Here is a 26,881-nt window from a genome sequence, read left to right as displayed (position 1 = left end):
CGGTAGCGTGGCGGGATGGCGCGCGGTGGACGGATCTTCGGGGGCGATGCGGCGCGGGCGGGCGCGGACACAGGCGCGGACACGCTCGAGGCGGCGATCCTGCGCGCGAGCACCCGCGGGCCCGGCGCGCGGACCCGGGCGGAGATCGTGCCGCCGTCGGGGCGGCACCTCGTGCTGCCCTCGACATCGGGGACCGTGCTCGCCGTCGACGTCGACGCACTGGTGGTCCTGGCCGCCTCGGAGGACCTGCTGATCGCGCTGGAGCGGCGGCCAGGCGACTTCGCCGTGGCGGCGACTCCGCTGCTCTCGTGGTGGTCGGCGGACGAGACGGTGCCGGACGAGGAGACGGAGCGACGGCTCGACGAGCGCGCGCTCGCCGCGGTGACGCTCGGGCCGGGTCCCGGGACGGATGTGGAGTCGCGGCTGCGGGGGCTCGTCGCGGCGGCGGACGTGGACGGGCTGGCCGCGGCGCTCGCACTGCTGGCCCGGGTGCCGGATCCGCCGGCGGCGTTCCAGGACGCGGACGGCTTCTGGCGGCTGATGGTGCCGGAGGCGCCGTTCGAGCGGCGGCTGCTGCTGGCGCTGGCGGTCGAGGCGCCGGCCGAGCGGGTGCTCCTGCTGCTGCGCGACTGCGGGTTCACGGCGACGCTGCCGCGGCGGCGCGCGGTGATCGCGGCGGCCTGCGCGCGCGTCGTGGCGGCGGCGCCGGACCCCGGGGCGCTCGCCGGACTGGCGGAGGCCGTCGACGACGCGCTGGAGAAGCGCTGGCGCGCCCTCTGACCCACCTCGGGCACGCGGAACCGGCCTTGGCACGCGGGAACCCGCGGATCTGGCGAGCCGGACGCGAATCCGCGAGCCGGATCTCGCCCGGCCGCACCTCCGGCACGCGGAAACACCCTTGGCTCGCCGAAACGCGCGGATCCAGCGAGCCCGACGTGATTCCGCGTGCCGAAGCTCCTGGGCCGCACCTCTGGCACGCGGAATCACCCTCGGCACGCGGAATCACCCTCGGCACGCGGAAGCCCGCTGATCGGACGAGCTCGACCCGTTTCCACGAGCCGGAGCTCCCCCGACCACACCTCCGGCACGCGGAAACACCTTCGGCACGCCGAAACGCGCGGATCCAGCGAGCCCGACCCGAATCCGCGAGCCGGACCTCCCCCGGGCCGCACCTCCGGCACGCGGAAACACCTTCGGCACGCCGAAATGGGCGGATGCAGCGAGCCCGACCCGAATCCGCGAGCCGGAGCTCCCCGGGCCGCACCTCCGGCACGTGGAAACGCCCTCGGCTCGCGAAAACGGGCGGATGCAGCGAGCCCGACGCGGTTCCACGAGCCGGAGGTGGACCCGCGAGCACGCGGCGTGCGCCGAGCGACCGCCGCTCCGGCCCCCGGAGCACCCGCGCAGGCCGGGTGCCTAAGCTGGACGGATGTCCCTTCCCGGTCTCGAATTCCGTCGCTTCCCCGCCGCCCTGACCGCCGAGGGCGGACCCGACGCCGCCACGGCCGCCTGGGGCACCGCGATCAACGCGGGGTTCCACGAGAAGGAGTACACGCCGCAGCAGTGGCGCGACTGGGCCGAGCACATGGTCGCCGACCAGCGCGAGCTGACCGCGGTGCACGACTCCGCCTCCCCCGAGGGCATCGACGGCGAGTCCGTCCCCGTCGCCACCTACGCCGCGTTCCCCGGGTCGCTGCAGGTCGGCCGGGGGCGCGAGCTCGCCGCGCACCTCGTCTCGCAGGTCACTGTCCGGGCCACGCACCGTCGCCGCGGGATCCTCCGCGCCATGATCACCGACGACCTGCGCCTGGCCCGCGAATCGGGCGCCGCGGTCGCCGTGCTCACCGCGAGCGAGGCCTCGATCTACCGCCGCTTCGGCTTCGGCCGCTCGGCGTTCACCCGCTCGATCCGCGTCGACACCGGCCCGCGCTTCGCCCTGCAGGTCGAGCCGGCCGGCCGCGTCGAGGTCGTCGCGACGACCTGGCTGCAGTCGCGGGTCGAGGAGGTCTTCCGCGCCTTCCACGCGCGCACGCCCGGCTCGCTGACCCGGCAGTCGCGCTACGCCGCGAACGCCGTCGGCACCGAGCCCGGCGAGACCGCGCCGGGCCGCGCCGTCCGCTCGGCCGTGCACCTCGACGCCGACGGACAGCTCGACGGCTACGTCACCTACAAGGCCGTCGGGCCGGACGAGGACGACCGCACCCTCGAGGTCGTCGACCTGGTCGCCGCGACCGCCGACGCCTACCTCGGGCTCTGGGGCTTCCTCGGTGCCGTCGACCTCGCCTCGACCGTCACCTGGGACATGGCTCCCGTCGACGACCCGCTGACCTGGGCGCTGCGCGACGCGCGCGTCGTGGAGGTGACGAAGGTCGCCGACCTGATCTGGACCCGCGTGCTCGACGTGGCGGCGGCGTTCGGTGCGCGGCCGTGGACGAGCGACGGCACGCTGGTGCTCGCGGTCCGCGACGAGCTCGGCCTCGTCGACGGGACCTACCGGATCACGGTCGAGGGCGGCGAGGGCCGGGTGGAGCGCAGCGACGACGCGCCGACCCTGTCGTTGGACGTCGCCGACCTCGGCACGCTGCTGCTCGGCTCCGCCCGCCCGTCCACGCTGGCGCGGGCCGGAGCGGTGACGCTGGCGGAAGCGGACCACGAGAGCGTCGACCGCTTCTTCGCGCCGATCGCGGCGCCGTACTGCATCTCCTTCTTCTAGGCGGCACGTACGGGGAAGTCATGCTGATCGAGTAGCCCGCGGAGCGGGCGTATCGAGATCCACCATCGCCAGGAGGAGAGTCTGCAGACCCGGCCTGCTGAGGACGACGGGTCTCGATACGCCCCTGCGGGGCTACTCGACCAGCATGTCGCAGCCCCGCCGCGTCCTCTCGACCGGCATCGCGCGGCCCAGCCGCGTCCTCTCGACCAGCGTGCCGAGCCCGGGACTCGCAGGGTCCTCCGGGTGTCCACGCAACCGCGGTCGGTCATGCTGGAGGATCCCGACCCGCGAGGAGTTCCGCATGGGCGCATCCGTGATCGTCGACGCCGTCGTCGTGCTGAGCCTCATCGGCGCGCTGGTCGACGGCCTGCGCCGCGGCTTCCTCCGCACGCTCGGCGGCCTGGCGGGGGTGGTCGCCGGGGCGATCGCCGCCTCCTTCGCCGTTCCCGCGGTCTCCGCCTGGGCGGCCGGCAGCGAGTGGCGGCTGCTCGCCGTGATCGGCACCGCGGTGCTGCTGCTCGGCGTCGGCTACGCGATCGGCGCGACCATCGGCGCCGTGTTCGGCCGCGGCGCCGACAAGGTCAAGCTCGGCCTCCTCGACCGCCTCGCCGGCGGGGTCGCCGGCGTCGCCATCACCGGGCTGGTCTGGATCGCCGTCACCTCGGCGGTCTCGCTGCTCGGCGTCCCACTGGTCACTACGTCCGTCGCGGGCTCCACCGTCATCCGCACCATCGACGACCTCACGCCCGACCCGGTCCGCGGCTTCCTCGCGCAGCTGCAGTCGACCGTCGTCGACGAGGGCACCTCCTGGGTCGTCGAGGCCCTCGACGCCCCGACCGAGGCGCCGGTCATCCCCAGCGTCGCGACGGACGACCCCGAGGTCGCGACCGCCACCGACTCGGTCGTGCGCGTCTCCGGCACCGCCTGGGCCTGCGACGTCGGCGTCACCGGCAGCGGCTTCGTCGTCTCGGACGACCGGGTGATCACCAACGCGCACGTGGTGGCCGGAGTCTCGCAGCCCGTGGTCGAAGCGCCGAACGAGCCGCCGCGCACCGGCCGCGTCGTCTACCTCGACGCCGCCGCCGACCTCGCCGTCATCGCGGTCGACGGGCTCTCCGCCGCGCCGCTCGCCCTCGACGACGCGGTCCTGGCCGGGGACGACGGCGTGGTGGCCGGCTACCCGTTCGGCGGGCCGCTGACCCTCGGTGCCGCGCAGATCTCCTCCGACGCCACCGTCTCGCTGATGGTCGACGGCGCGCCGACCTCGCGCGAGGTGCTGACGCTCGCGGCCCTCGTGAACCAGGGCAACTCCGGCGGACCGCTGCTCTCCCTCGACGGCACCGTCTCGGGCGTGGTGTTCGGCAAGGCCGCCTCGGTCGACAACGTGGGCTACGCGATCCCGCTCTCGGTGCTCGGACCGGTGGCCGCCGAGGCGCCGTCGCTGACCGCGACCGTCGACTCCGGGCCCTGCCGCTCCGCCTGATCACGAACTCCCGCGCGCAACATCAGCTGAGAAGGGGGTCCCTCGCCCCACAGCGGAGGCACCCCCTTCTCAGCTGATGTTGTGCAGCGCAACCGCGCACACCCCGGTCACTCCGCCGGCAGCGGGCCGTCCGTGAGCACCAGCCGCAGCTCGTCCAGCTGCACCACGGTCGGATCAGTCGCCAGGTACTCCTCGACCCGCGGATCCAGCGGGAAGCGCGCCGACTCCTCGATCGCGATCGCGACGATCCCCTCCGACGCCGGATCCGTCGTGTACCGATCGCCGATGTAGGGCACGTAGACGCCCGACGACATCCCCTGCACCAGCACCAGCCCGCCGTCGAGCCCGCGCTCGTGCAGCGCGCCCGCCACCCGCGCGATCCCGGTCGGCCGCTCCTGCGCGATGCCGACGGAGGTCGCCGCCGCGATCACCAGCGAGGCCACCAGCAGCAGGACACCGGCCGGCCGCGCGATCCGCCACGGCAGCACGAGCCCGTCGCGCAGCGCCTCGGCGATCCCCACCCCGGCCAGCACGCAGAGCAGCCACGCCCACGCCACGTAGTAGTGCGGCAGCGCGACGGCGCTGATCAGCAGGTGGAACACCAGCAGGAGCAGTGTCGCGCCCGCCAGGTACAGCACCAGCGCCCGCCGCCGCGGCGCGAGCAGCGCCAGCAGCCCGCCCAGCACGAGCACGGCGAGCGCCGCCGGACCGACGCCCGACAGCATGAACCAGAGGTTCGCCCACCACGGTGGGAAGCGGTACGGCGCCCCCGCGACGTCGATCATGTGCCCGCTCGCGTTGTGCTCGCTCTGGAAGTCGAGCAGGTAGCGGATCGCCTCGACCGGGTGCACCGGCAGGTAGGCGAGCACCGCGGTCACGAGGAAGGCGAGCGCGAAGGCCGCGAAGCCCCGGAGCGCCCGGCGGCGGTCGCCGATCAGCAGCAGCGGCACGAGGAACACCGGCGCCAGCGCCAGGGTCGTCAGCTTCGAGGTGACCGACAGCGCGAAGAGGACGCCGGCGACGGCGATCAGCCGACCACTGCGCTCCCCCGCCGCCCCGCGCCGCGCCCAGGCCCAGGCGGCGGCCATCGCCGCGACCGCGAAGAGCACCATGAACGGCTCCAGGAGCGCGAGCCGGTCGATCCGGGTGCCGCCGGTCGCGGTGGTCCGCGGGAAGAGGAGGAACAGCCCGGCCGGGATCAGCGCCAGGACGGTGTCGAGCTCGCGCTTCAGCCAGAACCAGAGGATGACGCCGGTGAGGAGGGTCGCCGCGCCGGCCGCGATCCGCCCCGCGAGCAGGCCCTCGCCGAGCACGACCTGCGCGAGTCCGATCAGGTACTTCGCGGTCGGCGGGTGCTCGAGATTGGGCGTCATGTCGCCGTGCAGGTAGCTCCAGCCGGCGGAGAGGTAGGCGGGCTCGTCCGAGGAGATGTTCGCGGCGCCCAGGTTGCCGAAGCACTGCCAGAGCGCCCAGAGCAGGGTCGCGAGGACGGCCGCGGCCCTCGCCGTGCCGGTTCCGCGTGTCGTGCCGACGGCCCGCGCCGTCTCGCTTCCGCGCGCCGTGCCGATCCCCCGCTCCACCCGGCCGATCCTAGGCGGCGCCCGATCGACGGGAAGGACGCCCGGAGGCCGCCCCCGAGCGCCGACCGCCCGCCCCGGTAGGATCGTCGCGCATCCCCACCCTCTCTCCTGGAGCCTCCAGCACATGGCAGACAGCCGCACCGCAGACGCCCGCATCGCCGTTCCCGACACCACCGCGAACGCGGCCGTCACTCCCGAGAAGGAGCAGCCCTACGCGGCGCTGGGGCTGAAGCCCGACGAGTACGCGAGCATCCGCGAGATCCTCGGCCGGCGCCCCACGAGCGGCGAGCTGGCGATGTACTCGGTGATGTGGAGCGAGCACTGCTCCTACAAGTCGTCGAAGATGTACCTCCGCCAGTTCGGGCAGAAGGTCTCGCCCGCCATGAAGAAGAACCTCATGGTCGGCATGGGCGAGAACGCCGGAGTGGTCGACGTGGGCGAGGGCTGGGCCGTCACCTTCAAGATCGAGAGCCACAACCACCCCAGCTACATCGAGCCGTTCCAGGGCGCGGCCACCGGCGTCGGCGGCATCGTCCGCGACATCATCTCGATGGGCGCCCGCCCCGTCGCCGTGATGGACGCGCTGCGCTTCGGCGACATCGACGACCCGGACACCGCCCGCGTCGTGCACGGCGTGGTCGCCGGGATCTCCTTCTACGCGAACTGCCTCGGCCTGCCGAACATCGGCGGCGAGACGTACTTCGACTCCGTCTACCAGGGCAACCCGCTCGTCAACGCGCTCGCGGTCGGCGTCCTCCGCCACGAGGACCTGCACCTCGCCAACGCCCGCGGCGTCGGGAACAAGGTCGTGCTCTTCGGCGCGCGCACCGGCGGCGACGGCATCGGCGGCGCGTCGATCCTCGCCTCCGACAGCTTCGCCGACGGCGGCCCGACCAAGCGCCCGGCCGTCCAGGTCGGCGACCCGTTCGCTGAGAAGGTGCTCATCGAGTGCTGCCTCGAGCTGTTCCGCAAGGACCTCGTCGAGGGCATCCAGGACCTCGGCGCGGCCGGCATCTCCTGCGCCACCTCCGAGCTCGCCTCCAACGGCGACGGCGGCATGTTCATCGAGCTCGACTCGGTGCTGCTGCGCGACCCCTCGCTGACGGCCGAGGAGATCCTGATGTCGGAGTCGCAGGAGCGGATGATGGCGGTCGTCCGCCCCGAGAAGCTCGACGCGTTCCTCGAGGTCGTTCGCAAGTGGGACGTCGAGACCAGCGTGCTCGGCGAGGTCACCGACTCCGGCCGCCTCATCATCAACTGGCACGGCGAGGAGATCGTCAACGTCGACCCGCGCACCGTCGCCATCGACGGCCCGGTCTACGAGCGCCCGATCGCCTACCCCGCCTGGCTCGACGCCCTGCAGGCCGACTCCTCCTCGCGCCTGCCTCGCTCGAGCGAGGGCGACGCCCTCCGCGCCGAGACCCTCGCGCTGCTCGGCTCGGCGAACCTCGCCGACAAGAGCTGGATCACCTCCCAGTACGACCGCTACGTGCTCGGCAACACCGCGCTGAGCTACCCCGACGACGGCGGCATGGTCCGCGTCGACGAGGAGTCCGGACTGGGCTTCGCCGTCGCCACCGACGCCAACGGCCGCTGGTGCCAGCTCGACCCCGCGCAGGGCGCCCGTCTCGCGCTCGCCGAGGCGTTCCGCAACGTCGCCGTCACCGGAGCGACCCCCGTCGCCGTCTCGGACTGCCTCAACTTCGGCAGCCCGGAGAACCCCGAGGTGATGTGGCAGTTCCGCGAGGCCGTCGGCGCGCTCGCCGACGCGTGCCTCGAGCTCGAGATCCCCGTCACCGGCGGCAACGTCTCGTTCTACAACCAGACCGGCGACGTGCCGATCTTCCCGACCCCCGTCGTCGGCGTGCTCGGCGTGATCGACGACGTCGCCCGCCGCATCCCCTCCGGCTGGCAGGACGAGGGCGACAACGTCTACCTCCTCGGTGTCACCCGCGACGAGCTCGACGGCTCCGCCTGGGCCGGCACCGTGCACGACCACCTCGGCGGGCGTCCCCCGCAGCTCGACCTCGCCGCCGAGAAGGCGCTGGCCGAGCTGATCGCGGCCGGTTCGACCGAGTCGCTGATCGCCTCCGCGCACGACCTCGCCGACGGCGGCCTCGTCGTCGCCCTCGCCGAATCCGCCCTGCGCTTCGGCGTCGGCGTGCGGATCTGGCTCGACGAGCTGATGGAGCGCGACGGCGTCGACGCCACCGCCGCCCTCTTCTCGGAGTCGACCGGCCGCGTGCTCGTGTCCGTGCCGCGCGAGGACGACGTGAAGTTCCGCGGGCTGTGCGAGGGCCGCGGCTACCCCGTGCTCCGGATCGGCGTCACCGACGCCGAGTCCCCCGTCGTCGAGGTCCAGGGCCTCTTCACGGTGCCGCTCGAGGAGCTGCGCGCTGTGAACGGCGCCGTGCTGCCGTCCCGCTTCGCCTGACGCGGGCGGGCCTCCCGGCGTCCACCCCCACCCTCCAAAAGTTGCGGTAGTCGCACCCGACTACCGCAACTTTCGAGGACTCGCCCCACCACCACCCAGCTCGCTCGAGCGAGTCTCCAAGAGTTGCGGTAGTCGCGCGCCACTACCGCAACTTTCGAGGACTCGACGCGCGCGTTCGCCCGCGCCCCGCGGCGGGTGCCCGCGCGAGCCTGCGCGCGCCGTAGAGCCCGCAGTACCCGCAGTACCCGCAGTACCCGCCCCACTCTCCAAAAGTTGCGGTAGTCGCGCTCGACTACCGCAACTTTCGAGGAGTGGGGCGGGAGAGTCCGTGCGGGTGCGTCTCGGGGGCGCAGAAGTTGTCGTACTCGAGGGGCGCGTACGACAACTCTTGAGGAGTGGGTGCCGGAACCGGAGTGCGGGTTCCGGGATTACGGAATGTTTGCAATAGTGGAGGTATGACTTCCGAACGTGATCTCGCCGGCGAGCTCGACGAGCTGCGGGAGCGGGTGGCGCGGCTCGAGGGGGACGCGCTCGTCGCGGCTCCTCCCGGCACCGCCGCCACCGGCGCCCCGGCGCAGGACGACCCGTTCTGGGCGCTCACCGCGCTCAAGGAGCGGCTGCCCTCGCCGGGCGGGGTCGTGTTCGCGGGTGCCGTCGCCACACCGGCCGGGCCGGTCGAGTGGCAGTACGGCCTCAGCACCGACGCGTTCTTCGAGCGCGACTGGGGGTCGAGCCCGGGCCCGGCGGCGCTGGCCGCGCTGGGCAGCCCGGTGCGCCTGCGCTTCCTGCAGGCCGTCGCAGGCGGAGTCGAGACGGTCGCGCAGCTCGCCGAGAGCGAGGGTGCCGGCACGACCGGCCAGATCTACCACCACGTCAACCAGCTGGTCGCGGCGGGCTGGCTCGAGGCGCGCGGGCGCGGGCGCTACGGCATCCCGCCCGAGCGGCTGGTGCCCCTGCTGACGATCCTTCTCGCCGCAGGAGGTCCCCGATGAGAACCCGCACCCGCCTGATCGCCGCCGCCGCGGCCGTCGCCGTGCTCGCCGGCGGGGTGCTGCTGCGCCCGCAGGCCCCCCGGCTCTCGGACGAGCGCACGGGCGACGCCGCCATCGCGCAGTGGCTGTCCGAGCGGGCCGACGGCACCCGCGACCGGCTCGTCGCCGCGGTCGTCACTCCCGACGGCGTCCGGTTCGCCGGACTCGGCGCCGACGAGAGCACGGAGGTCGAGATCGGCTCGGTGACCAAGACGATGACGGCGCTGCTCCTCGCGCAGAGCGCCGACGCCGGGACGGTCGCCCTCGCCGATCGCGCCGGCGACCACGCGGAGCTGGGCGGCTTCGACGGCACGCTGGAGGAGCTGGCGAGCCATCGCTCCGGGCTCCCGCGCCTCTCCTCGGCCCCGCTCGACCTGGCGGCGACGCTCGTCGCGCAGCTGCGCGGCGTCGATCCGTACACGACCTTCTCGCCGGACGACGTGCTGCGCCAGGCGGCGAGCGCCGGCGGCGGCGGGACGGACGAGGTCGCGTACTCGAACCTCGGCGTCGCCGTCCTGGGGCAGACCCTCGCCCGGGCGGAGGGAGCCGACTACGCCGACCTCGTCCGGGATCGGATCTTCGCGCCGCTCGGGATGACCGGCAGCTCGGTCCCCGTCTCGGCGGACGCCCTCGCGCCGGACGCGCCTACGGGCTACTCCGAGAGCGGCCGCTCGGTCGGGCCGTGGACACTCGAGGGCTACGCGCCGGCCGGAGGCGTCCGCTCGACCGCCGCGGACATGGCGCGGTACGCGAGCGCCCTGCTCACCGACGACCCGGCGCTCGGCGTCCCGGCCGCGACCGTCCTCGAGCCGCGCTTCGACGCCGGCGACGGCGACCGCATCGGCCTCGCCTGGTTCACCTCCCCGGCGGAGGGCGGCGGCTCGACGACCTGGCACAACGGCGGCACCGCCGGCTACGCGACCATGCTCGCGATGGACCGGGAGCGCGGCGTCGCCGTCTTCGTGAATTCGAGCACCGCGACCTCGGTCGACGCGCTCGGCCTCGACCTGCTCGCCCACGTCCTGGAGGAGGAGGCATGATCCTCGCCACGCTGATCGCCCTCGGCGTCACGGTCTTCACCGTCGGCCGCTTCGCGCTCGGGAGCATCCCCTGGCGCCGCACGGCGAAGCACCTCGACCGCGACCGCCTGCGCGTGCTCACCCGCGGCGTCGAATCGGCGCTCGTGCTGCTGCTGGTGCGGGTGCTCACCGACTGGACGCTGGTGACCCTCGTGCCGTGGTTCGCGCTCGTGGCGCTGGCGGCGGCCGGGGCGTTCGGCGCCGTCGTGCGCTGGCACGCCCTGCCCTGGCTCGAGGATCCGTCGAAGCGCCGGGCCCGGACGACCGGCTTCGCCGGCACGGTCGCCCTCTCGGCCGTGCTCGTACGCGTGATCGGGCTCTGACCGACGCGCCGCCCATGGTGGTCGAGCAGCCCCGCAGGGGCGTATCGAGACCCACCGTCCTCAGCAGGGCTGGTCTGCAGACTCGTCCTTCTGACGGTGGTGGATCTCGATACGCCCGCTCCGCGGGCTACTCGATCAGCATGACTCGGCGGGCGCGTCGATCGGCATGCACGGCGGCTGCTCGATCGGCGGGCAGGACCGGGTCAGCCGGCCTGGGTCGGCAGCGGCTCGGGCTCGGCGTTGTCGAGGACGCGGCCGTTCTGGTCTCCGACGGTCAGCACCGTCGACGGGCTGAGGTTGAGGGTGTCGCCGCCGAAGAGGCTGCTCAGGGTGACGCCGTCGCGGCGGACCGAGTTCAGGGCGTCGAGGTAGTCGGCGCTGACGCAGAAGCGGTCGGCGATGCGGGCGGGATTGTCGCCGGCCGCGACCACGTACGCGGCGGGCGTGCCGTCGGTCGCGGTGCGCGTCGTCCCGGCGGCGCCCTCGCGGGTCCCCCGGTCGCGCACGACCTCGAGGTCGACGTCCCCGATCGAGCCGCCGCCGGCGAGGTCGGAGATCACGCACTCGCCGGTCGCGGCGACGGGCACCGGCGCGAGCGAGACGCTCGGCACGGGACGAGGACCGGTCTCGGCATCGGCGCTCGGCGCGGTCGAGGCGGTCGCGGAACTCGCTGGACCGGCCTCGGCGGTCGGCGCCGCGTCCGGGATGTCGGCCGCCGACGTGCAGCCGGCGAGCAGGAGGGTGCTCGCGAGCACGATCACGATGCGCTGAGTCGTCTTCGATGCCACTCCCAGACTCTAACCCGCACGGCAGCCGCCTCTTCCGCCCTCTCACGCCCGAGAACCTGCCCGAACTGTGACGCGCTCGAGTATTGCCTCCGATCTCCCTGAGGATCACACTGTGCGCAGGAGGCGACGATGCCTGTTCCGCACTGCACGACACGCACGGTCGACGACACTGCGGCCCCTCGCCCACGTCGCCTCCGCCCTGAGCGGTCCGCAGCGGCGCGGCTCGTCCTCGCCGTCCTCGCGTCGGGCGTGCTCACGTGTCTGCTGGCCGCCCCCGCGCCGGCCGAGGAGGCCTCCCCGAGCAGCACCACCGTGGAGGAGACGACCACGGTCACGACACCGGGCCAGCCGGAGCCCGCGACCACCACGACCACCACCACGACCACGACGCGGTCGACCCCCGCGCAGACCGCCTCGCCGGAGCCCGCGACCCTCGGATCCGACAACAACGCGGTCTGCGACGCGGCCCAGGAACTGACCGACGCCGGCAGACCGGCCGAGGCTCTCGCCCTGATCGACAAGGTCCGCGCCTCCCCCGACGGTGCCGACGCCGCCGCGAAGGCTGCAGCAGCCCGCTTGTGCACGGCGGAACGAGAGAGTGCGCTCTCGATGCAGTCCGAGGGCCCGGCGGGCACATCCGGAGATCTCGAACGCGGCTGGGCCGCCTTCTCCGGGGCGTGGCTGCAGCCGCTCCTTCCGTCGGTTCTGGCCGCGGTCGGGGCGATCCTGCTCACGTTCGTGATCGCCGTTCGAGCAGCGACGCTGCTTCCTCTCCCTAATCCAGGCATGCGGTCGGACGCCACCCAGAGAGGGCTCGCGTTCGCATCCGGCGGCGCACTCGTCGGTGCCCTCCTGATTGCGCTGATCTCGATCGGGCACCTGGGGGTCGATGCTCGGACAGCGCGTCAGCTCGAGCTCGTCCTGCCGCTCCTTCTCGGCTTCCTCGCCGCACTGCTCCTCGCCGTGATCTTCGCTGCCGCGCACCTGATCGGGAGGAAGCGCATCTCGGTGTCGGCGACCGACAAGGACGGAGACCGCGATCTCAGCGCGGCGCGGACGACGCAGTTGGTCGCCGTGCTCGGCCGGTTCGGGAACAGCCCACCGGCCGGACTCGAGACGCCGCGCGGATCGGATGTCAGCTCCCTCGCCGACTCCTTCCTCCTTCCGGCGCCGGCCAACGCCATGGCGAAGGCTGCGCTCGCGGTACTGTCGGCGCTGGTCGGCAGCGCACCCTGGAAGGTCGACCTCCAGTTCACGGGTGAGCATTCGGCGAGCGTCGTCATCAGCCGGAACGGCCGGACGGTGCAGACCGCTGTGCTGAGAACGCCGAGCGATCCGTCCGAGCACGGTCTCTTCGGCGAGAACGACGCCGAAGCCGAGCGGTCGATGCTGTGCGCGCTCGCTGCGGGGGTCGTCGTGATCGCCCTGAGCCGCGCGCATCCCGGCTTCGAGGGTCTCGGTGGAGCGACGGACGGTCGCAGCGTCGGCCTCCAATTCGTCGCGACGACGACCTTCGCGCACGACACCGATCGGGCGGTCCTCCTCCTCAGCCGGGCACTGCAGATCGATCCGGGCAACCGAGGAGCGGACATTGCGCTCCAGCACCTCCTCCACCGGCGCTCGAACGACCCGCTCATCCTCCGCCGGTACCGGGACTCGCTGCGGGCGAGGGCGGAGAGCATGCGCGACCAGCCCGAGCACCGGCTTCTCACCCAGCGTGTGCTGATGACCTACTTCTCGGTGCTGATCAACCTGCACTCCGCTCGGCCGAGCGAGCGGGCGCCCCGCGATCTCGGCCGGCGCTTCCGGCAGATGAGTGCGCTCCTGGAGCGGGCGGAGGTCGACGACCGGGTGCGCGAGCAGGACCCGCTGCTCCTCACGACGAAGACGAGGTTCGAGAACCTCCGGGAGGCCGTCCTGGCGGAGTACGGAGTGCGAGAACAGGACCTGGTCCGGGACGACTGCACCGGCGCGCCACCTCCCTGGCAGCCCCTCGATCCCTACGGGTCGTACAACGCCGCTCTGTCCGCCCTCGGCGAGGACAAGGCGGGCGAAGCCGCCTTCCGCCTCCGGTCGGCGTTCACGTCGCTCGAGCTCCGGCGGTGGATCCGGCAGGATCCCGAGGTCTCGAATCTGCGCGGAGGCGCCGTCGTGGACGGACTCGTCGGCGGCGGAGACCGACTCGGGCTGTGGGATCTGCCGATCTACGCTCCGCACCGGCTCATCCTCACGCGACTCGGGTTCGAGGATCCGCTCGCTCTGACCACGGCGACCGGGGACGGGCTGAAGGAGGAGCTCGGTGTGACGGCCGTCGAGCTCGCCCGGATGACTGCGACAGCCGGCCTTCTCTCCCGGGTGATGGCGGCGACGCCGCCCTCCCTGGCCGGGCCGATCCACCTGGAGCACTGGCGCGTCGACCTCGCAGAGATCCTGGTCGCGCAAGGCCGGAGCGATCCGGGCAGTGAGACCGTCGCCCTCGTCACTGCCGAGCTGCTGCGGAGGATGCCGCCGCTCTCGAGCAAGAAGTTCCGCGCCCGCCTCGCCTGCGCCGTTGAGAAATGGCTGATCGCGCTCCAGCCCGTGACCACCCCCGGGCCGGACCGTCGCATCCGCCCGCCCTGCATTGACCGCTGGGGGCGCTGAATCCCATCGCACCGCCCTGTTGGACACCGCGCCCGCGACGGCGTCAACTGGAGGCATGCAGTACACGAATCTCGGCCGCACCGGTCTGTCCGTCTCCCGCGCCGTCCTGGGCACCATGAACTTCGGCCCGGAGACCAGCGAGCCCGACTCGTTCGCGATCATGGACCGCGCCCACGAGCTCGGCGTCAACTTCTTCGACACCGCGAACGTCTACGGCGGCGAGGGCGGACGCGGCGCGACGGAGGAGATCGTCGGCCGCTGGTTCGCGCAGGGCGGCGAGCGCCGCGAGCGCACCGTCCTCGCGACCAAGCTCTACGGCGACATGGAGCAGCACGCCGCTCCCGGCGCGGAGCGCGGCCGCGACTCCTGGCCCAATGGCGGGCGCCTCTCCGCCCTCAACATCCGCCGCGCGCTCGACGACAGCCTGCGCCGCCTGCAGACCGACCACATCGACCTGTACCAGTTCCACCACGTCGACCGCACGACGCCGTGGGACGAGATCTGGCAGGCGATGGAGGTCGCCGTGCAGCAGGGCAAGGTCCTCTACGTCGGCTCGAGCAACTTCGCCGGCTGGCACATCGCGCAGGCGCAGGAGGCGGCCCGCGACCGCCGCTTCACCGGCCTCTCCTCCGAGCAGTCGATCTACAACCTGCTCGTCCGCGACATCGAGCGCGAGGTCCTGCCCGCCGCCCGGCACTACGGGCTCGGCGTCATCCCCTGGTCGCCGCTGCAGGGCGGCCTGCTCGGCGGCGTGATCGAGAAGACGGAGTCGGGCAGCCGTCGCGCCTCCGCCCGCTCGCTCGAGGCGATCGAGAAGAACCGCCCCGCGCTGGAGCAGTACGAGGCCTTCGCCCGCGAGCGCGGCATCGCGCCGGGGGAGCTCGCACTCGCCTGGCTGCTGCACCAGCCGGGTGTCACCGGTCCGATCACCGGCCCGCGCACGATGGAGCAGCTCGAGAGCGCCGTCGCCGCCGTCGACATCGCGCTCGAGCCCGCCGACCTGGCCCGCCTCGACGAGATCTTCCCCGGCCACCGCACGGCGCCGGAGGACTACGCCTGGTGAGCGGCCTGCCCCGCTGATCGAGCGGGGCGCTCCCCTTTCATGCTGATCGAGTAGCCCGCGCACCGTGCGCATTTCATGCTGATCGAGTAGCCCGCGCAGCGGGCGTATCGAGATCCACCACCGCCGGAAGACGAGTCTGCAGACCCGCCCTGCTGACGACGGTGGGTCTCGATACGCCGCTGACGCGGCTACTCGACCAGCATGCATCCCCCCATGACATCGACCACGAAGGAAGCACATATGAAGCAGCGCAGCATCGGCGACATCAGCGTCGGCAGCATCGGACTCGGCGGCATGCCGATGTCGATCGAGGGCCGGCCCGACCGCGAGCGGTCGATCGCCACGATCCACGCCGCCCTCGACGCCGGCGTCACCCTCATCGACACCGCGGACGCCTACCACCAGGGCGGCGACGCCGACCTCGGCCACAACGAGCTGCTCATCGCGGAGGCGCTCCGCGGTTACGGCGGCGACACCTCCGGGGTGCTCGTCGCCACCAAGGGCGGCCACCTCCGCCCCGAGCCGGGAGTCTGGACGCAGGACGGCCGCCCCGAATACCTCAAGGAGGCGGCCCGCGCCTCCGCGCAGCGCCTCGGTGTCGACGCGATCGGCCTCTACCAGTACCACCGCCCCGACCCCGAGGTGCCCTACGCCGACTCGATCGGCGCGCTCGCCGAGCTGCTCGACGAGGGAGTGATCCTCCGCGCCGGCATCTCGAACGCCGACCCGGACCAGATCCGCGAGGCGCACGGGATCCTCGGCGACCGCCTGGTCTCCGTGCAGAACCAGTTCTCGCCGAAGTTCCGCTCCAGCGAGCCGGAGCTCGAGCTCTGCGCCGAGCTGGGCCTCGCCTTCCTGCCGTGGAGCCCGCTGGGCGGCATCACCTCGGCCGCCGAGCTGGGCACCTCGTTCGCGGCGTTCGCCACCGTCGCCGAGGCGCACGACGTCTCGCCGCAGGTCGTCTGCCTGGCCTGGGAGCTGGCGAAGTCGCCGACCGTCCTCCCGATCCCCGGATCCTCGCGCCCCGAGAGCATCCGCGACTCGGCCACGGCGGCCGACCTCGAGCTGACCGCGGAGGAGCTCGCCTCGCTCGACTGAGCGCGGTGGATCTCGATACGCCCGCTCCGCGGGCTACTCGATCAGCATGGAGGACCCGCCCCACGGGTTCCTCGGTCAGCAGGCGGCCCATGCTGGTCGAGTAGCGCGCAGCGCGTATCGAGACCCGCCCACCGGACGAGCGTGGATCTCGATACGCCCACTCCGCGGGCTACTCGATCAGCATGAAGGGGCGGCTCGGAAGGCTGCTCGATCAGCATGAAGGGGCGGCTCCGAGGGCTGCTCGATCAGCATGCAGGGGCCCCGCGCGGGCCGTCGGTCAGCGGGCGGCGGAGGCGCCCGGCAGGGCCGCGACGAAGGCGCGCGCCGCCGCCGTCGGCCGCTCCGGCAGCGCGACCATGGTGCGCCAGACCAGCAGCGGGTCCTCCAGCGGCACGGCGCGCAGGCCGGCCGGCCGCTTCTCGGCGAAGTGCGCCGGCACGACCGCCACGCCCATGCCGTACTCGACGAGGTCGAGCAGGGTGTGCACGTCGTTGACCTCGAGCTCCACCTCGAACGCCAGGCCGTGCGCGGCGAACGCCTGGGCCGCGAGGTGGCTCGCGCCCCAGTGCTCCTGCAGGCCGACGATCGTCTGCCCCTCCAGGTCCGGGATGCGGCAGACCGGCCGGTCGGCCAGCGGATGCTCCGGATGCGCGAGCACCGCGAAGCCCTCGCTGGCGAGCGGCCTCGTCACCACTCCGGCCGGCACCGCGCCGATGTCGGCGACCAGCGCGAGATCGAGGCGCCCGCTGCCCACCGCGTCGAGCAGCGTGCCGGACCCGTCGTGGGTCAGCCGCAGCCCGACGCCCGGGTGCTGCTCCCGGAAGGTCGCGAGCTCGCGCGGCAGGTGCACGCCACCCAGGCACTCCTCGGTGCCGACCGCGAGACTCCCCCGCAGCACGCCCTGCACCGCCAGCACGGCGTCGCGGGCGGCGAGCGCGCTGGCGACCGACTGCTCCGACTCCGCCAGCATCGCGCGACCGGCCGGCGTCAGCTCGACCCGGCGGGTGCTCCGCGTGAACAGCGGACTGCCCAGCTCGCTCTCGAGCGCGCGGATCGACGCGGACAGGCCCGACTGCGAGATCTGCAGCGCGCTCGCCGCGCGGGTGAAGTGCTGCTCCTTCGCGACGGCGAGGAAGTGTTCGAGCTGGCGCAGTTCCATGGGTCCATCCTCCTCGCGCGCGGGCACCACCGGGACCGGTTGCGCCGGCGGCTCAGCGCCCGGTGACTCAGCGCCCGGCGGCTCCGGGCACGGCTGCACAGCGCCCGACGGACAGGCCCACCCGGCCTAGCGCTCCGCCGAGATCGCCAGCACCACGTCGGTGAGCGTCGCCCGGAGCCGCTCGAGCGCGGCCTCCTCCGAGTCGCCCTCGAGGATCGAGGTCTTCACCGCGTCGTCGTAGCTCGCGATCAGCAGGCGGACGGCCGTGGTCGGCGCCAGCGAGAAGTCGCGGTGCACCTGCCGCAGCGCCCCCCGCACGATGTCGACGAGGGTCGCGTCGAAGCCGGTCCGGAAGGCGCTGTACTGCGGAGCGATCGCCGCGTCGCGCAGCGCGAGCAGCTCGAACTCGGACTGCACGACGCACCAGCGCCGGCTGTCGGTGAACGGCCCCTGCAGGAAGTCGAGGATGACGACCGCGAGCGTCTCTGGGGTGAGCGGCTCGTCCGACTCGGCGACCTTGGGGATCGTGCGCCCCATCTGCTCGACCAGGCCGTCCAGGCGGGCGCCGTTCTCCCGCTGCATCAGAGCGAAGAACAGCTCCTCCTTCGTGGAGAAGTTGGAGTAGAAGGCGCCGCGGCTGAAGCCGGCGCGCTCGCAGATCTGCTCGACCGAGGCGGTGTGCACGCCGGTCTCGGCGAAGACGTCGTACGCGGCGTCGAGGAGCCGCTCGCGCGTCCGACCCCGGCGGGAGGTCTCGACGGAGTCGGTCATCCTGAGTCCTTCCCGGGCGGGCGTCGGCGGTGTTGAGATACATCACTGTATCGGATACATTCGCGTATCGGATACGTTCGTGTATCGAGCACGGTCGTGCATCGAGCACGTCGCCTCCCGCGCGTTCGTGCTGACGGCACGATCACGCTCTCCGAGCACAGAGTCGTGTCCCTTTCCGCTCCCCCGTCGTCAGGAGACACGCGTGTCGTCGATGCTCTACCGACTCGGCCGCTGGGTGTTCCGCGCCCACCGGCTGGTCGCCGTCCTCTGGCTCGCCGTCGTCGTCCTCGCGGGCGGCGGCGCGCTGCTGCTCAACCAGGGCACGGACAACACCTTCTCGATCCCCGGCACCCAGTCGCAGACCGCACTGGACCAGCTCGAGCGCACCTTCCCCCAGGTCAGCGGCACCTCGGCGCGCTACGTCGTCGTCGCGCCCGACGGCGGCAGCGTCGAGGACGCGGACATCAGCGGCCCGGTCGGCGAGGCGGTCACCGCGCTCGAGGGGATCGACGGCGTCGCCGCGGTCACCGACCCCTACTCCGACACCGTCGAGGGCACGATCTCCGAGGCCGGCAACGCGCTGGTCATCACCACGCAGATGGACGGCTCCGCCACCACGACCTCCGAGGCGTCGCGGGACGCGCTCCAGGCCGAGGCCACCACACTCCAGGACGCGCTCCCCGCGGGCGCCGTGGTCTCGCTCGGCGGCGACCTCTTCTCCCAGAGCCTGCCCGGGGTCACCGTCACGGAGGGGATCGGCCTCCTCGTCGCACTCGTCGTCCTGGTGCTCACCTTCGGCTCGTTCCTCGCCGCGGGCATGCCGCTGGTGACCGCACTGCTCGGCGTCGCGCTCTCGATGTCTGCGATCTTCATCGCGACCCGCTTCGCCTCGATCTCCTCCACCACGCCGCTGCTGGCGCTGATGCTCGGCCTCGCGGTCGGCATCGACTACGCGCTCTTCATCATCAGCCGGCACCAGGACCAGCTGAAGCAGGGCATGGCGCCGGAGGAGTCGGCGGCCCGCGCGACCGCGACCGCCGGCTCCGCGGTCGTCTTCGCCGGCCTGACCGTCATCATCGCGCTCGCCGGCCTCTCGGTCGCGGGCATCCCGTTCCTCACCACGATGGGCATCGCGGCGGCGGGCGGAGTCGCGATCGCCGTGGTCATCGCGCTCACGCTCACCCCCGCGCTGCTCGGCTTCGCCGGCGAGCGCCTCCGGCCGAAGGAGCGCAAGGCCAAGAAGGCCGCCGCGAAGGCCGCCGCGACCTCCGGCGCCGAGAAGGCCGCTCTGACCACCGGCGCCCACACCGATCCCGACGCCGCCGAGGACGCGACCGCCCCCTCCCCCGGCTCGCACGTGCACGCCGAGGTCCCGCGCGGCTTCTTCCGCGGCTGGGTCCGCGTCGTCACCCGCTTCCCGATCCTCACGATCATCGCGGTCGTCGGCGTGCTCGGCATGGCGTCGATCCCCGCGCTCAGCCTCCGCCTCGCCCTGCCCGACGCCGGCTACCAGGCCGAGGGCACGCCCGCGCGCGACACCTACGACCTGCTCGCCGAGAACTTCGGCCCCGGCTACAACGGCCCGCTCATCGTCACCGGCACGATCATCGGCTCGACCGATCCGCTCGGCCTGATGGCCGACCTCAAGACCGAGATCGAGGGCCTGGACGGCGTCGCCTCCGTGCCGCTCGCCACCCCGAACGAGACCGCCGACACCGGGATCATCCAGGTGATCCCCGAGGGCGGCCCGGACTCCGAGGCAACCAAGGCGCTGGTCGCCGAGATCCGCGACAAGCACGACTACTTCGAGGAGACCTACGGGGTCGACCTCGCGGTCACCGGGCAGACCGCGGTCGGCATCGACATCTCCGACACCCTCGCGAACGCACTGCTGCCGTTCGGCCTGCTGGTCGTCGGGCTCTCGCTGGTGCTGCTGACGATGGTCTTCCGCTCGCTCTGGGTGCCGCTCAAGGCGACGCTCGGCTACCTGCTCTCGGTCGGCGCGTCCTTCGGCGCCGTCGCGGCGGTCTTCGAGTGGGGCTGGTTCGCCGACGCGCTGCACGTGGACAAGACCGGCCCGATCATCAGCTTCATGCCGATCATCCTGATGGGCGTGCTCTTCGGACTGGCGATGGACTACGAGGTCTTCCTCGTCTCGCGGATGCGCGAGGACTACGTGCACGGCCGTCCGGCCCGCGCGGCGGTCGAGTCGGGCTTCGTCGGCTCGGCGAAGGTCGTCACCGCGGCCGCGGTCATCATGTTCTCCGTCTTCGCGGCGTTCGTGCCGGAGGGCGACACCAACATCAAGCCGATCGCGCTCGGCCTGGCGGTGGGCGTGTTCGTCGACGCCTTCATCGTCCGGATGACGCTCGTGCCGGCGGTGCTGCACCTGCTGGGCGACCGCGCGTGGCACATGCCGTGCTGGCTCGATCGGGTGCTCCCCTCCTTCGATGTGGAGGGCGAGGGCCTGACCAAGGAGCTCGCGCTCGCCGACTGGCCCGAGCCCGGCGCCACCGACGCGGTCGCGGCCGAGGGGCTGTGCCTCGACGGTCCCGACGGCCCGGTCTACCGCGACGTCGACGTGCGGGTGCCCGCGGGCGGCGCGCTCGTCGTGCACGGCCCGCACCGCTCGGGCCGCACCGCGCTGCTGCTGACGATCGCGGGGCGCCTCGCCCCCGACGCCGGCCGGCTCAAGGTCGACGGCCTCGTCGTGCCGATCCGCTCCTCCGCGGTCCGCGGGCGCGTCGGACTCGTCCGGCTCGCCGGCGCGGCCGATCCGGTGGCCGAGGTCCGCGCGGCGCTCGAGACGGCCCCGCCGCTGCTCGTGCTCGACGACCTCGACACCGTCACCGATCCGCAGCTGCGCGACGGCATCCGCGCCGAGCTCGACCGGGCCCGCGCGAAGGCCGCGCAGAAGGAGCACTCCTTCACGGTGATCGCCTCCTCCGTCGACGCGGACGCGCTCGACGACCTCCTCCCCACCGACCGCGGCGAGCTCGCGGTCTCCCCCGCGGCCGAGCGCCGCGCTATCGCGAAGGTCCGCTGACAGATGGCTCTCTTCTCCCTCGAACGCCCCCGCGGCGTCAAGAAGGTGTCTTGGGTGACCCTTCTCGGCATCGTCCTCGTCCCGCTGGTCATCGGCGGCCTGCTCGTCTGGGCGCTGTGGAACCCGACCGAGCGCCTCGACACCATCACGGCCGCGGTCGTGAACGAGGACACCCCCGTCGAGCTCAACGGGCAGACCGTGCCGCTCGGGCGCCAGCTCGCGGCCGGGCTCGTCACCGGCGGGGAGACGGACGCGGCGACGCCCGCGCCCTCCGCGTCCGGCACTCCCTCCCCCTCCGCGAGCTCCGCGAGCCCCGCGGCGAACGTCTCGGGCTCCGACTCCACCGGCAACTTCACCTGGGTCCTCACCGACAAGGACGACGCGGCGAAGGGCCTCGCCGACGGCAGCTACGCGACCGTCGTCACGATCCCGTCCTCGTTCTCGGCCGCCGCGACCTCCTACGCCGGAGACGCCGCCGCCGCGACCAAGGCCACGATCGACATCGCCACCAGCGAGAAGGCGAAGCTCGTCGACGACGCCATCTCGGCGACGGTCACCAGCACGGCGACGGCGCTGCTGAACACGCAGCTGACCACCGCGTACCTCGAGAACATCTACGTCGGCTTCAACACCCTGAACCAGCAGATCGGCCAGGCCGCCGACGGCGCGGGCACGCTCGCGGACGGCGCCGACCAGCTCGGCACCGGCGCCTCCACGCTCGCCGACGGCACCAGCACGCTCGCGGACGGCATCGACGACCTCGCGACCGGCGCGTCCGGGCTCTCCGACGGCGTCGCACAGCTCGGCACCGGCGCGTCGTCCCTGGCGGACGGCGTCGCGCAGGTGGGCACCGGTGCCTCCGACCTCTCGGGCGGCGTCTCGCAGCTCGCGACCGGCGCGCAGCAGTCGGCCGACGGCGCGACGCAGCTCGCGACGGGGGCGGGCTCGCTCGCCGACGGGCTCGACGCGCTCAGCGCCAGCACGACCGAGCTCGGCGCGAGCACGCAGCAGATCGCGACCCTCAGCGCGGGCGCCGCGGCGTCGACGGCGGGCACTCTGCAGGGCCTCCAGCAGGTCCTCGCCACCTGCCGGACCGCCGAGTGCCTCACCGCGCTGGGCGTCATCGCCGATGCGCAGACCTCCGCCACCGGACCGGTGACCCTGACGACGACCGCCGCGGGTGCCACCGCGCAGCTCGACGCCGGGATCCGCGTCGGTGCGGACGGGCAGCCCTCGCTCGTCTCCGGAGTCGCGTCCGCGGCGGCCGGCGCGCGCGGCGTCGCCGACGGCGCCGGCACCCTCGCGGGCGGACTTACCCAGCTCTCGACCGGCGCCGCGACGGCGGCCGGCGGAGCGTCCCAGCTCGCCACCGGCGCCTCCTCCGCTGCGGACGGAGCCCGCCAGCTGGCCAGCGGCGCGACCACGGCCGCCGACGGCGCCGCGCAGCTCTCGACCGGCGCCTCCTCGGCGGCCGACGGCGCCCGGCAGCTCGCCGACGGAGCGGGCGGCGTCTCGGACGGCGCGCTCCAGCTCGCCGACGGCACCCGCTCGCTCGCCACCGGCCTCGACGCCGCGGTAGCCCAGCTGCCGACCTACACGGAGTCGGAGTCGCAGAACCTCGCCGACGTCGTCTCCGACCCGGTCGAGAACTCGAGCAGCAGCACGGACCTCTTCGGAGCGTCGAGCGTGCCGTTCTTCGCGACGATCGCCCTCTGGCTCGGCGCCCTGGCGACCTTCCTCGTGCTCGCCGCGTTCTCGCACCGCGCGCTCTCCTCGACCCGCTCCTCCGCGGCCCTGGCGCTGTCCTCGTACGTGCCAGCCCTCGTGATCGGACTCGTGCAGGGCCTCGCGGTCGCGATCGTGATGAGCGCGGTCGCGAGCCTGGATCTCGTGACCTGGTTCGGCTTCGCCGCGCTGGCGATGCTCGCGGGGGCGTCCTTCGCCGCCGTGAACCAGGGCCTGGTCGCGCTGCTCGGCGGGCTCGGCCGCTTCGTCTCGATGGTCGCCGCGGTGATCGGCCTCGGCGCCGGCATCATCTCGACCGTCCCGGGCGTCTTCGACGACGCCCTCGCCTTCCTGCCGCTCTCGGCCGCGCAGAACGCGCTGGCCGGCGTGGTCGAGGGCACCGGCGGCGTCGGCGCCGCGGTCGTCGGCCTGCTGATCTGGCTGCTCTTCGGCCTCCTGCTGACGGTCGCCGCCATCGCCCGCCGCCGAGTCACCTCGGTCCGAGCCCTGACCCGCCCGGTCGAGGCCTAACCCCTCCCCTCCGCGAGATGCCACTTGTGCACGCGACACGCCGTGTCGAGCGTGCACAAGTGGCATCTCGCGGGAGGGGTCAGGCGGCCAGCATCAGGGAGCGGCCGCCGCAGGCGCCACCTGCTGGTCGAGCAGCCGCCGAAGGCGGCGTATCGAGACCCACCCGCCGCGAGCCTCAGTCGGCCGCGCCGCTCGCGATCTGCTCGTGGTGGTGGATGACCTCGGCGACGATGAAGCCGAGGAACTTCTCCGCGAAGGCCGGGTCGAGGTGTGCGTCCTCCGCCAGGGCACGCAGCCGCGCGATCTGGCGCGACTCGCGCTCGAGGTCGGCGGGCGGCAGGCCGTGCGCCGCCTTCAGCCGCCCGACCTTCTGGGTGAACTTGAAGCGCTCGGCGAGCAGGTGGATCAGCGCCGCGTCGATGTTGTCGATGCTCTGACGGATCTGCTCGAGCTCGGCCAGCGCCTCGGCGTCCGACCCCTCGCGCGACGGTTCCTCGATCATGTTCTCGACCCTAACGGACCGGCGCGACGCGCTCCCGCTGCCGCAGACCTCCGGCTCGCGAAGGCGCCTTCGGCACGCCGAATCCCGCAGGTCCCGCGAGCCCGAGCCGGAATCACGAGCCGAAGCTCGACCCCACCCACCCCCGGCACGCAGAAACGCCCCCGGCACGCCGAATCTCGCGATTCCCGCGAGCCCGAGCCGGAATCACGAGCCGAAGCTCGACCCCACCGACCCCCGGCACGCAGAAACGCTCCCGGCACGCCGAATCTCGCGATTCCCGCGAGCCCGAGCCGGAATCACGAGCCGAAGGCGACGGCACGACGAAGGCCCCCGCCCGTCACCGGGCAGGGGCCTTCGAGGAGAGGCGGCGTCAGTCGACGATGTTGAGGACGACGTCCACGTTGCCGCGGGTCGCGTTCGAGTACGGGCACATGGTGTGCGCCTTCTCGGCGACGGCGTGCGCGTCCTCCGAGCTCGCCTGGGGGACGTGGATGTCGAGCTCGACCGCGAGGCCGAAGCCGCCGTCGTCGTTCTTGCCGATCGAGACGCTCGCCGACACCTGCGCGTCGGTGGTGTCGATCGAGAGCGCCTTGCCGGAGCCGTGCAGCGCGCTCAGGAAGCAGGCGGCGAAGCCGGCGGCGAAGAGCTGCTCGGGGTTCGTGCCCTCGCCGGAGCCGCCGAGCTCCTGGGGCGGGCGGGTGTCGAGGTCGAGCCGGTCGTCCTCGGTGCGGACGTGGCCGTCGCGTCCTCCACCGGAGGCGTGGGCGATGGCGGTGTAGAGAGCATCCATCCCTCCATCACACCACTGCGCGGCCGGGAGCGGGGTGAGCGTCGGGTGCACGTCCTCTCGACATCGCCGCTGCTCGGCACGGCCGTCACCCGGGAGGAGCCTCCGAACCGCGCCGTCCGGCCGTCAACCCCCTCGCGACTCCGCGCCGCCGGGTGTGGCCTTGAGAGGTACCCGGCGAGCGCCGGAGAACCACCGGCGTCCGCGCCGGGAGAAGGAGGAAGCATGCGCGCACTCACGTGGCAGGGCGTCGAGAAGGTCTCGGTCGAGACGGTTCCCGATCCCCGTATCCAGCAGCCGACGGACGCCATCGTCCGGATCACCTCGACGGCCATCTGCGGCTCCGACCTGCACCTGTACCGCCTGCTCGGCCCGTACCTCGACAAGGGCGACATCCTCGGCCACGAGCCGATGGGCATCGTCGAGGAGGTCGGCGCCGGCATCACGAAGCTGAAGGTCGGCGACCGCGTCGTCGTCCCGTTCAACATCTCCTGCGGCGAGTGCTTCATGTGCCGCCGCGGCCTGCAGTCTCAGTGCGAGACCACCCAGGTGACGGAGTACGGCTCCGGAGCCTCGCTCTTCGGCTACACGAAGATGTACGGCCAGGTCCCCGGCGGCCAGGCGGAGTTCCTCCGCGTGCCGCTCGCCGACTACAACACCGTCGTCGTCGACACCGTCCTGCCGGACGAGAACTACCTCTTCCTCAGCGACATCGTGCCGACGGCCTGGCAGGGCGTCGAGTACGCGAACGTCCCCGACGGCGGCTCGCTCGTCGTCTTCGGCCTCGGCCCGGTCGGCCAGTTCGCCGCCCGCATCGGCGCGCACAAGGGCTACCGCGTGCTCGCCGTCGACCCGGTCGCCGAGCGCCGCGCGATGGCCGCCCGGCACGGCATCGAGGTCTTCGACTTCACCGACGACATCAACGACCAGCTGCGCGACCTCACCGAGGGCCGCGGCCCCGACTCCGTCGTCGACGCGGTCGGCATGGAGGCGCACGGCTCGCCGATGGGCTCGTTCGCCCAGACCGTCGCCGGGTTGCTGCCCGACCCGATCGCGCGGAAGGCGATGGACACGGTCGGCGTCGACCGGCTCGCCGCGGTCGTCTCCTCGCTCGACCTGGTGCGCCGCGGCGGCACCGTCTCGCTGAGCGGCGTCTACGGCGGCGAGGCGGACCCGCTGCCGCTGAAGTCGATGTTCGACAAGCAGATCACCCTGACGATGGGCCAGTGCAACGTCAAGCGCTGGATCGACGAGCTGCTGCCGCTGGTCGAGGACTCGAGCGACCCGCTCGGCGTCAACGACCTCGTCACCCACCGCGCCCCCCTCGAGGACGCCCCCGGCCTCTACGAGACGTTCCAGAAGAAGGAGGACGGCTGCATCAAGGTCGTCCTGCAGCCGTAGCGGCGGCGCCGGGTCTCGATACGCGCCTCCGGCGCTACTCGACCAGCATGGGCCGCTCATGCTGATCGAGTAGCCGCGGCACGCGGCGTATCGAGATCCATCCGCCCGGACACGACGAAGGCGGCGTCCCCGAGGGGGCGCCGCCTGAGTCGTGGTGCGGGGAAGACCTACTTGAAGACGTCCTTGATGTCCTCGCCGGTCTGCTTCGCGGAGGCCGAGGCCTGGTCCTTCTGGCCCTCGGCCTTCAGGCTGTCGTCGTTCTTGTGGTCGCCCAGGGCTTCCTTCGCCTTGCCGGCGATGTCCTGAGCGGCGTTCTTGATCTTGTCATCGAGCCCCATAGTGGTGCCTCCTTCGTGATCGTCGTGCGCTGAACTGTCACCCGAAGGTAGGAGCCGTTTCTGCCCGTCGGCTGGGAGCCGGAAGGGGCTTGCCCGGACGATCGCCGAGGTGCCACGATCGTCGGTTGCCCGCTCCCGGCCGGGTCACATGACGGGCGTCGCGGTGTCCGACGGCGCGGTCTGCGTCGGCTCCATCGTGGGCGTGCGGGTCGAGCCGTCGTCGGCGCTGGTCGGCACGGCGCTCCCGGACTGGTTCGGGGTCTGCGCGTCGCCGGTGCAGCCCGCGAGCAGGCCGATGGTCAGGGCGGAGGCGCCGAGCGCGCCGAGGACGCGCACGGTGCGGGACGGTCGAGTGCTGAGCATGGGTGCCTTTCCGGAAGCGGAGA

The 26,881-nt window shown here is 72.9% G+C and carries 21 protein-coding genes; 13 read left to right on the top strand and 8 right to left on the bottom strand.

Features of this window, described 5'->3' with window-relative positions; genetic code table 11:
* The first annotated feature begins 15 nt into the window (after positions 1-15).
* The 3 genes from EDF36_RS19555 to EDF36_RS19545 all read left to right on the top strand — a co-directional run bounded on the left by EDF36_RS19555 (position 16) and on the right by EDF36_RS19545 (position 4,196).
* Positions 16-780, top strand: a complete 765-nt coding sequence (locus tag EDF36_RS19555; RefSeq protein WP_123734294.1) for a DUF2254 family protein — start codon at positions 16-18, stop codon at positions 778-780.
* Positions 781-1,429: 649 nt separating this feature from the next.
* Complete coding sequence (locus EDF36_RS19550; RefSeq protein ID WP_123734293.1) at positions 1,430-2,713, top strand: GNAT family N-acetyltransferase; 1,284 nt, start codon at positions 1,430-1,432, stop codon at positions 2,711-2,713.
* Between the two features lie 301 nt (positions 2,714-3,014).
* Positions 3,015-4,196, top strand: coding sequence for a MarP family serine protease (locus EDF36_RS19545; protein ID WP_185020574.1), 1,182 nt, complete (start codon positions 3,015-3,017; stop codon positions 4,194-4,196).
* Positions 4,197-4,303: 107 nt separating this feature from the next.
* On the opposite strand, the gene EDF36_RS19540 is transcribed toward EDF36_RS19545, so the two are convergent.
* Positions 4,304-5,776, bottom strand: a complete 1,473-nt coding sequence (locus EDF36_RS19540) for a glycosyltransferase family 39 protein (protein ID WP_123734291.1) — start codon at positions 5,774-5,776, stop codon at positions 4,304-4,306.
* Positions 5,777-5,900: 124 nt separating this feature from the next.
* On the opposite strand from EDF36_RS19540, the gene purL reads away from it, so the two are divergent.
* From purL to EDF36_RS19520, 4 genes are all read left to right on the top strand, one after another.
* Positions 5,901-8,210, top strand: a complete 2,310-nt coding sequence (purL, locus tag EDF36_RS19535) for a phosphoribosylformylglycinamidine synthase subunit PurL (RefSeq protein WP_123734290.1) — start codon at positions 5,901-5,903, stop codon at positions 8,208-8,210.
* Positions 8,211-8,665: 455 nt separating this feature from the next.
* Positions 8,666-9,202, top strand: a complete 537-nt coding sequence (locus EDF36_RS19530; RefSeq protein WP_123734289.1) for a helix-turn-helix transcriptional regulator — start codon at positions 8,666-8,668, stop codon at positions 9,200-9,202.
* Positions 9,199-10,281 (top strand): serine hydrolase, encoded by a 1,083-nt coding sequence (locus EDF36_RS19525; protein ID WP_123734288.1) that lies wholly within the window; start codon positions 9,199-9,201, stop codon positions 10,279-10,281. The genes EDF36_RS19530 and EDF36_RS19525 overlap by 4 nt, the downstream gene beginning before the upstream one ends.
* Complete coding sequence (locus EDF36_RS19520; protein WP_123734287.1) at positions 10,278-10,643, top strand: hypothetical protein; 366 nt, start codon at positions 10,278-10,280, stop codon at positions 10,641-10,643. Before EDF36_RS19525 ends, EDF36_RS19520 begins: the two co-directional genes overlap by 4 nt.
* 203 nt (positions 10,644-10,846) lie before the next feature.
* On the opposite strand, the gene EDF36_RS19515 is transcribed toward EDF36_RS19520, so the two are convergent.
* Positions 10,847-11,431 (bottom strand): hypothetical protein, encoded by a 585-nt coding sequence (locus tag EDF36_RS19515; RefSeq protein ID WP_123734286.1) that lies wholly within the window; start codon positions 11,429-11,431, stop codon positions 10,847-10,849.
* A gap of 249 nt (positions 11,432-11,680) precedes the next feature.
* On the opposite strand from EDF36_RS19515, the gene EDF36_RS19510 reads away from it, so the two are divergent.
* The 3 genes from EDF36_RS19510 to EDF36_RS19500 all read left to right on the top strand — a co-directional run bounded on the left by EDF36_RS19510 (position 11,681) and on the right by EDF36_RS19500 (position 16,235).
* Positions 11,681-14,074, top strand: coding sequence for a hypothetical protein (locus EDF36_RS19510; RefSeq protein WP_148060107.1), 2,394 nt, complete (start codon positions 11,681-11,683; stop codon positions 14,072-14,074).
* 55 nt (positions 14,075-14,129) lie between these two features.
* The gene (locus tag EDF36_RS19505; RefSeq protein WP_123734284.1) at positions 14,130-15,137 is read left to right on the top strand and encodes an aldo/keto reductase; all 1,008 of its coding nucleotides are present in this window, start codon (positions 14,130-14,132) and stop codon (positions 15,135-15,137) included.
* Between the two features lie 240 nt (positions 15,138-15,377).
* Positions 15,378-16,235 carry an aldo/keto reductase gene (locus EDF36_RS19500; protein ID WP_123734283.1) on the top strand — a complete coding sequence of 286 codons (858 nt, stop codon included), beginning with the start codon at positions 15,378-15,380 and terminating at the stop codon, positions 16,233-16,235.
* 277 nt (positions 16,236-16,512) lie between these two features.
* Here EDF36_RS19500 and EDF36_RS19495 read toward each other — a convergent pair whose 3' ends face one another.
* Together EDF36_RS19495 and EDF36_RS19490 are read right to left on the bottom strand one after the other, a co-directional pair.
* The gene (locus tag EDF36_RS19495) at positions 16,513-17,394 is read right to left on the bottom strand and encodes a LysR family transcriptional regulator (RefSeq protein WP_123705990.1); all 882 of its coding nucleotides are present in this window, start codon (positions 17,392-17,394) and stop codon (positions 16,513-16,515) included.
* Between the two features lie 126 nt (positions 17,395-17,520).
* Positions 17,521-18,165: a TetR/AcrR family transcriptional regulator gene (locus tag EDF36_RS19490; protein ID WP_123734282.1), complete on the bottom strand. Its 645-nt coding sequence runs from the start codon at positions 18,163-18,165 to the stop codon at positions 17,521-17,523.
* Positions 18,166-18,367: 202 nt separating this feature from the next.
* Here EDF36_RS19490 and EDF36_RS19485 point away from each other — a divergent pair, with 202 nt between their 5' ends.
* Both EDF36_RS19485 and EDF36_RS19480 read left to right on the top strand, forming a co-directional pair.
* Entirely contained in the window at positions 18,368-21,211 is a 2,844-nt protein-coding gene (locus EDF36_RS19485; protein ID WP_185020573.1) for an MMPL family transporter, read from the top strand.
* A gap of 54 nt (positions 21,212-21,265) precedes the next feature.
* Complete coding sequence (locus EDF36_RS19480) at positions 21,266-23,467, top strand: ABC transporter permease (RefSeq protein ID WP_185020572.1); 2,202 nt, start codon at positions 21,266-21,268, stop codon at positions 23,465-23,467.
* Positions 23,468-23,642: 175 nt separating this feature from the next.
* Here EDF36_RS19480 and EDF36_RS19475 read toward each other — a convergent pair whose 3' ends face one another.
* A complete protein-coding gene (locus EDF36_RS19475; RefSeq protein WP_123447104.1) occupies positions 23,643-23,969 on the bottom strand; it encodes a chorismate mutase in 327 nt (108 codons plus the stop codon).
* 370 nt (positions 23,970-24,339) lie between these two features.
* Positions 24,340-24,759: an organic hydroperoxide resistance protein gene (locus EDF36_RS19470; RefSeq protein WP_123734280.1), complete on the bottom strand. Its 420-nt coding sequence runs from the start codon at positions 24,757-24,759 to the stop codon at positions 24,340-24,342.
* Positions 24,760-24,981: 222 nt separating this feature from the next.
* Between EDF36_RS19470 and EDF36_RS19465 the strand changes: the two genes are divergently transcribed.
* Complete coding sequence (locus EDF36_RS19465; RefSeq protein WP_123734279.1) at positions 24,982-26,157, top strand: zinc-dependent alcohol dehydrogenase; 1,176 nt, start codon at positions 24,982-24,984, stop codon at positions 26,155-26,157.
* A gap of 167 nt (positions 26,158-26,324) precedes the next feature.
* Here the strand turns inward: EDF36_RS19465 and EDF36_RS19460 are convergent, their stop codons facing one another.
* Positions 26,325-26,495: a CsbD family protein gene (locus tag EDF36_RS19460; protein ID WP_123447107.1), complete on the bottom strand. Its 171-nt coding sequence runs from the start codon at positions 26,493-26,495 to the stop codon at positions 26,325-26,327.
* A 144-nt stretch (positions 26,496-26,639) separates the two neighbouring features.
* Positions 26,640-26,858 carry a hypothetical protein gene (locus tag EDF36_RS19455; protein ID WP_123447108.1) on the bottom strand — a complete coding sequence of 73 codons (219 nt, stop codon included), beginning with the start codon at positions 26,856-26,858 and terminating at the stop codon, positions 26,640-26,642.
* Positions 26,859-26,881: the final 23 nt, after the last annotated feature.

Source organism: Rathayibacter sp. PhB152 (genome assembly GCF_003751395.1).
Lineage (GTDB): Bacteria > Actinomycetota > Actinomycetes > Actinomycetales > Microbacteriaceae > Rathayibacter > Rathayibacter festucae.
This window is presented reverse-complemented; position numbering and strand designations above follow the sequence as displayed.

Bases quoted from the DNA above. Each gene is read 5' to 3' on its own strand.
- EDF36_RS19455 (WP_123447108.1), bottom strand. From the start codon at position 26,858: ATGCTCAGCACTCGACCGTCCCGCACCGTGCGCGTCCTCGGCGCGCTC.
- EDF36_RS19545 (WP_185020574.1), top strand. From the start codon at position 3,015: ATGGGCGCATCCGTGATCGTCGACGCCGTCGTCGTGCTGAGCCTCATC.
- EDF36_RS19475 (WP_123447104.1), bottom strand. From the start codon at position 23,969: ATGATCGAGGAACCGTCGCGCGAGGGGTCGGACGCCGAGGCGCTGGCC.
- EDF36_RS19490 (WP_123734282.1), bottom strand. From the start codon at position 18,165: ATGACCGACTCCGTCGAGACCTCCCGCCGGGGTCGGACGCGCGAGCGG.
- purL (WP_123734290.1), top strand. From the start codon at position 5,901: ATGGCAGACAGCCGCACCGCAGACGCCCGCATCGCCGTTCCCGACACC.
- EDF36_RS19460 (WP_123447107.1), bottom strand. From the start codon at position 26,495: ATGGGGCTCGATGACAAGATCAAGAACGCCGCTCAGGACATCGCCGGC.
- EDF36_RS19520 (WP_123734287.1), top strand. From the start codon at position 10,278: ATGATCCTCGCCACGCTGATCGCCCTCGGCGTCACGGTCTTCACCGTC.
- EDF36_RS19555 (WP_123734294.1), top strand. From the start codon at position 16: ATGGCGCGCGGTGGACGGATCTTCGGGGGCGATGCGGCGCGGGCGGGC.
- EDF36_RS19505 (WP_123734284.1), top strand. From the start codon at position 14,130: ATGCAGTACACGAATCTCGGCCGCACCGGTCTGTCCGTCTCCCGCGCC.
- EDF36_RS19465 (WP_123734279.1), top strand. From the start codon at position 24,982: ATGCGCGCACTCACGTGGCAGGGCGTCGAGAAGGTCTCGGTCGAGACG.
- EDF36_RS19470 (WP_123734280.1), bottom strand. From the start codon at position 24,759: ATGGATGCTCTCTACACCGCCATCGCCCACGCCTCCGGTGGAGGACGC.
- EDF36_RS19530 (WP_123734289.1), top strand. From the start codon at position 8,666: ATGACTTCCGAACGTGATCTCGCCGGCGAGCTCGACGAGCTGCGGGAG.
- EDF36_RS19500 (WP_123734283.1), top strand. From the start codon at position 15,378: ATGAAGCAGCGCAGCATCGGCGACATCAGCGTCGGCAGCATCGGACTC.
- EDF36_RS19525 (WP_123734288.1), top strand. From the start codon at position 9,199: ATGAGAACCCGCACCCGCCTGATCGCCGCCGCCGCGGCCGTCGCCGTG.
- EDF36_RS19495 (WP_123705990.1), bottom strand. From the start codon at position 17,394: ATGGAACTGCGCCAGCTCGAACACTTCCTCGCCGTCGCGAAGGAGCAG.
- EDF36_RS19550 (WP_123734293.1), top strand. From the start codon at position 1,430: ATGTCCCTTCCCGGTCTCGAATTCCGTCGCTTCCCCGCCGCCCTGACC.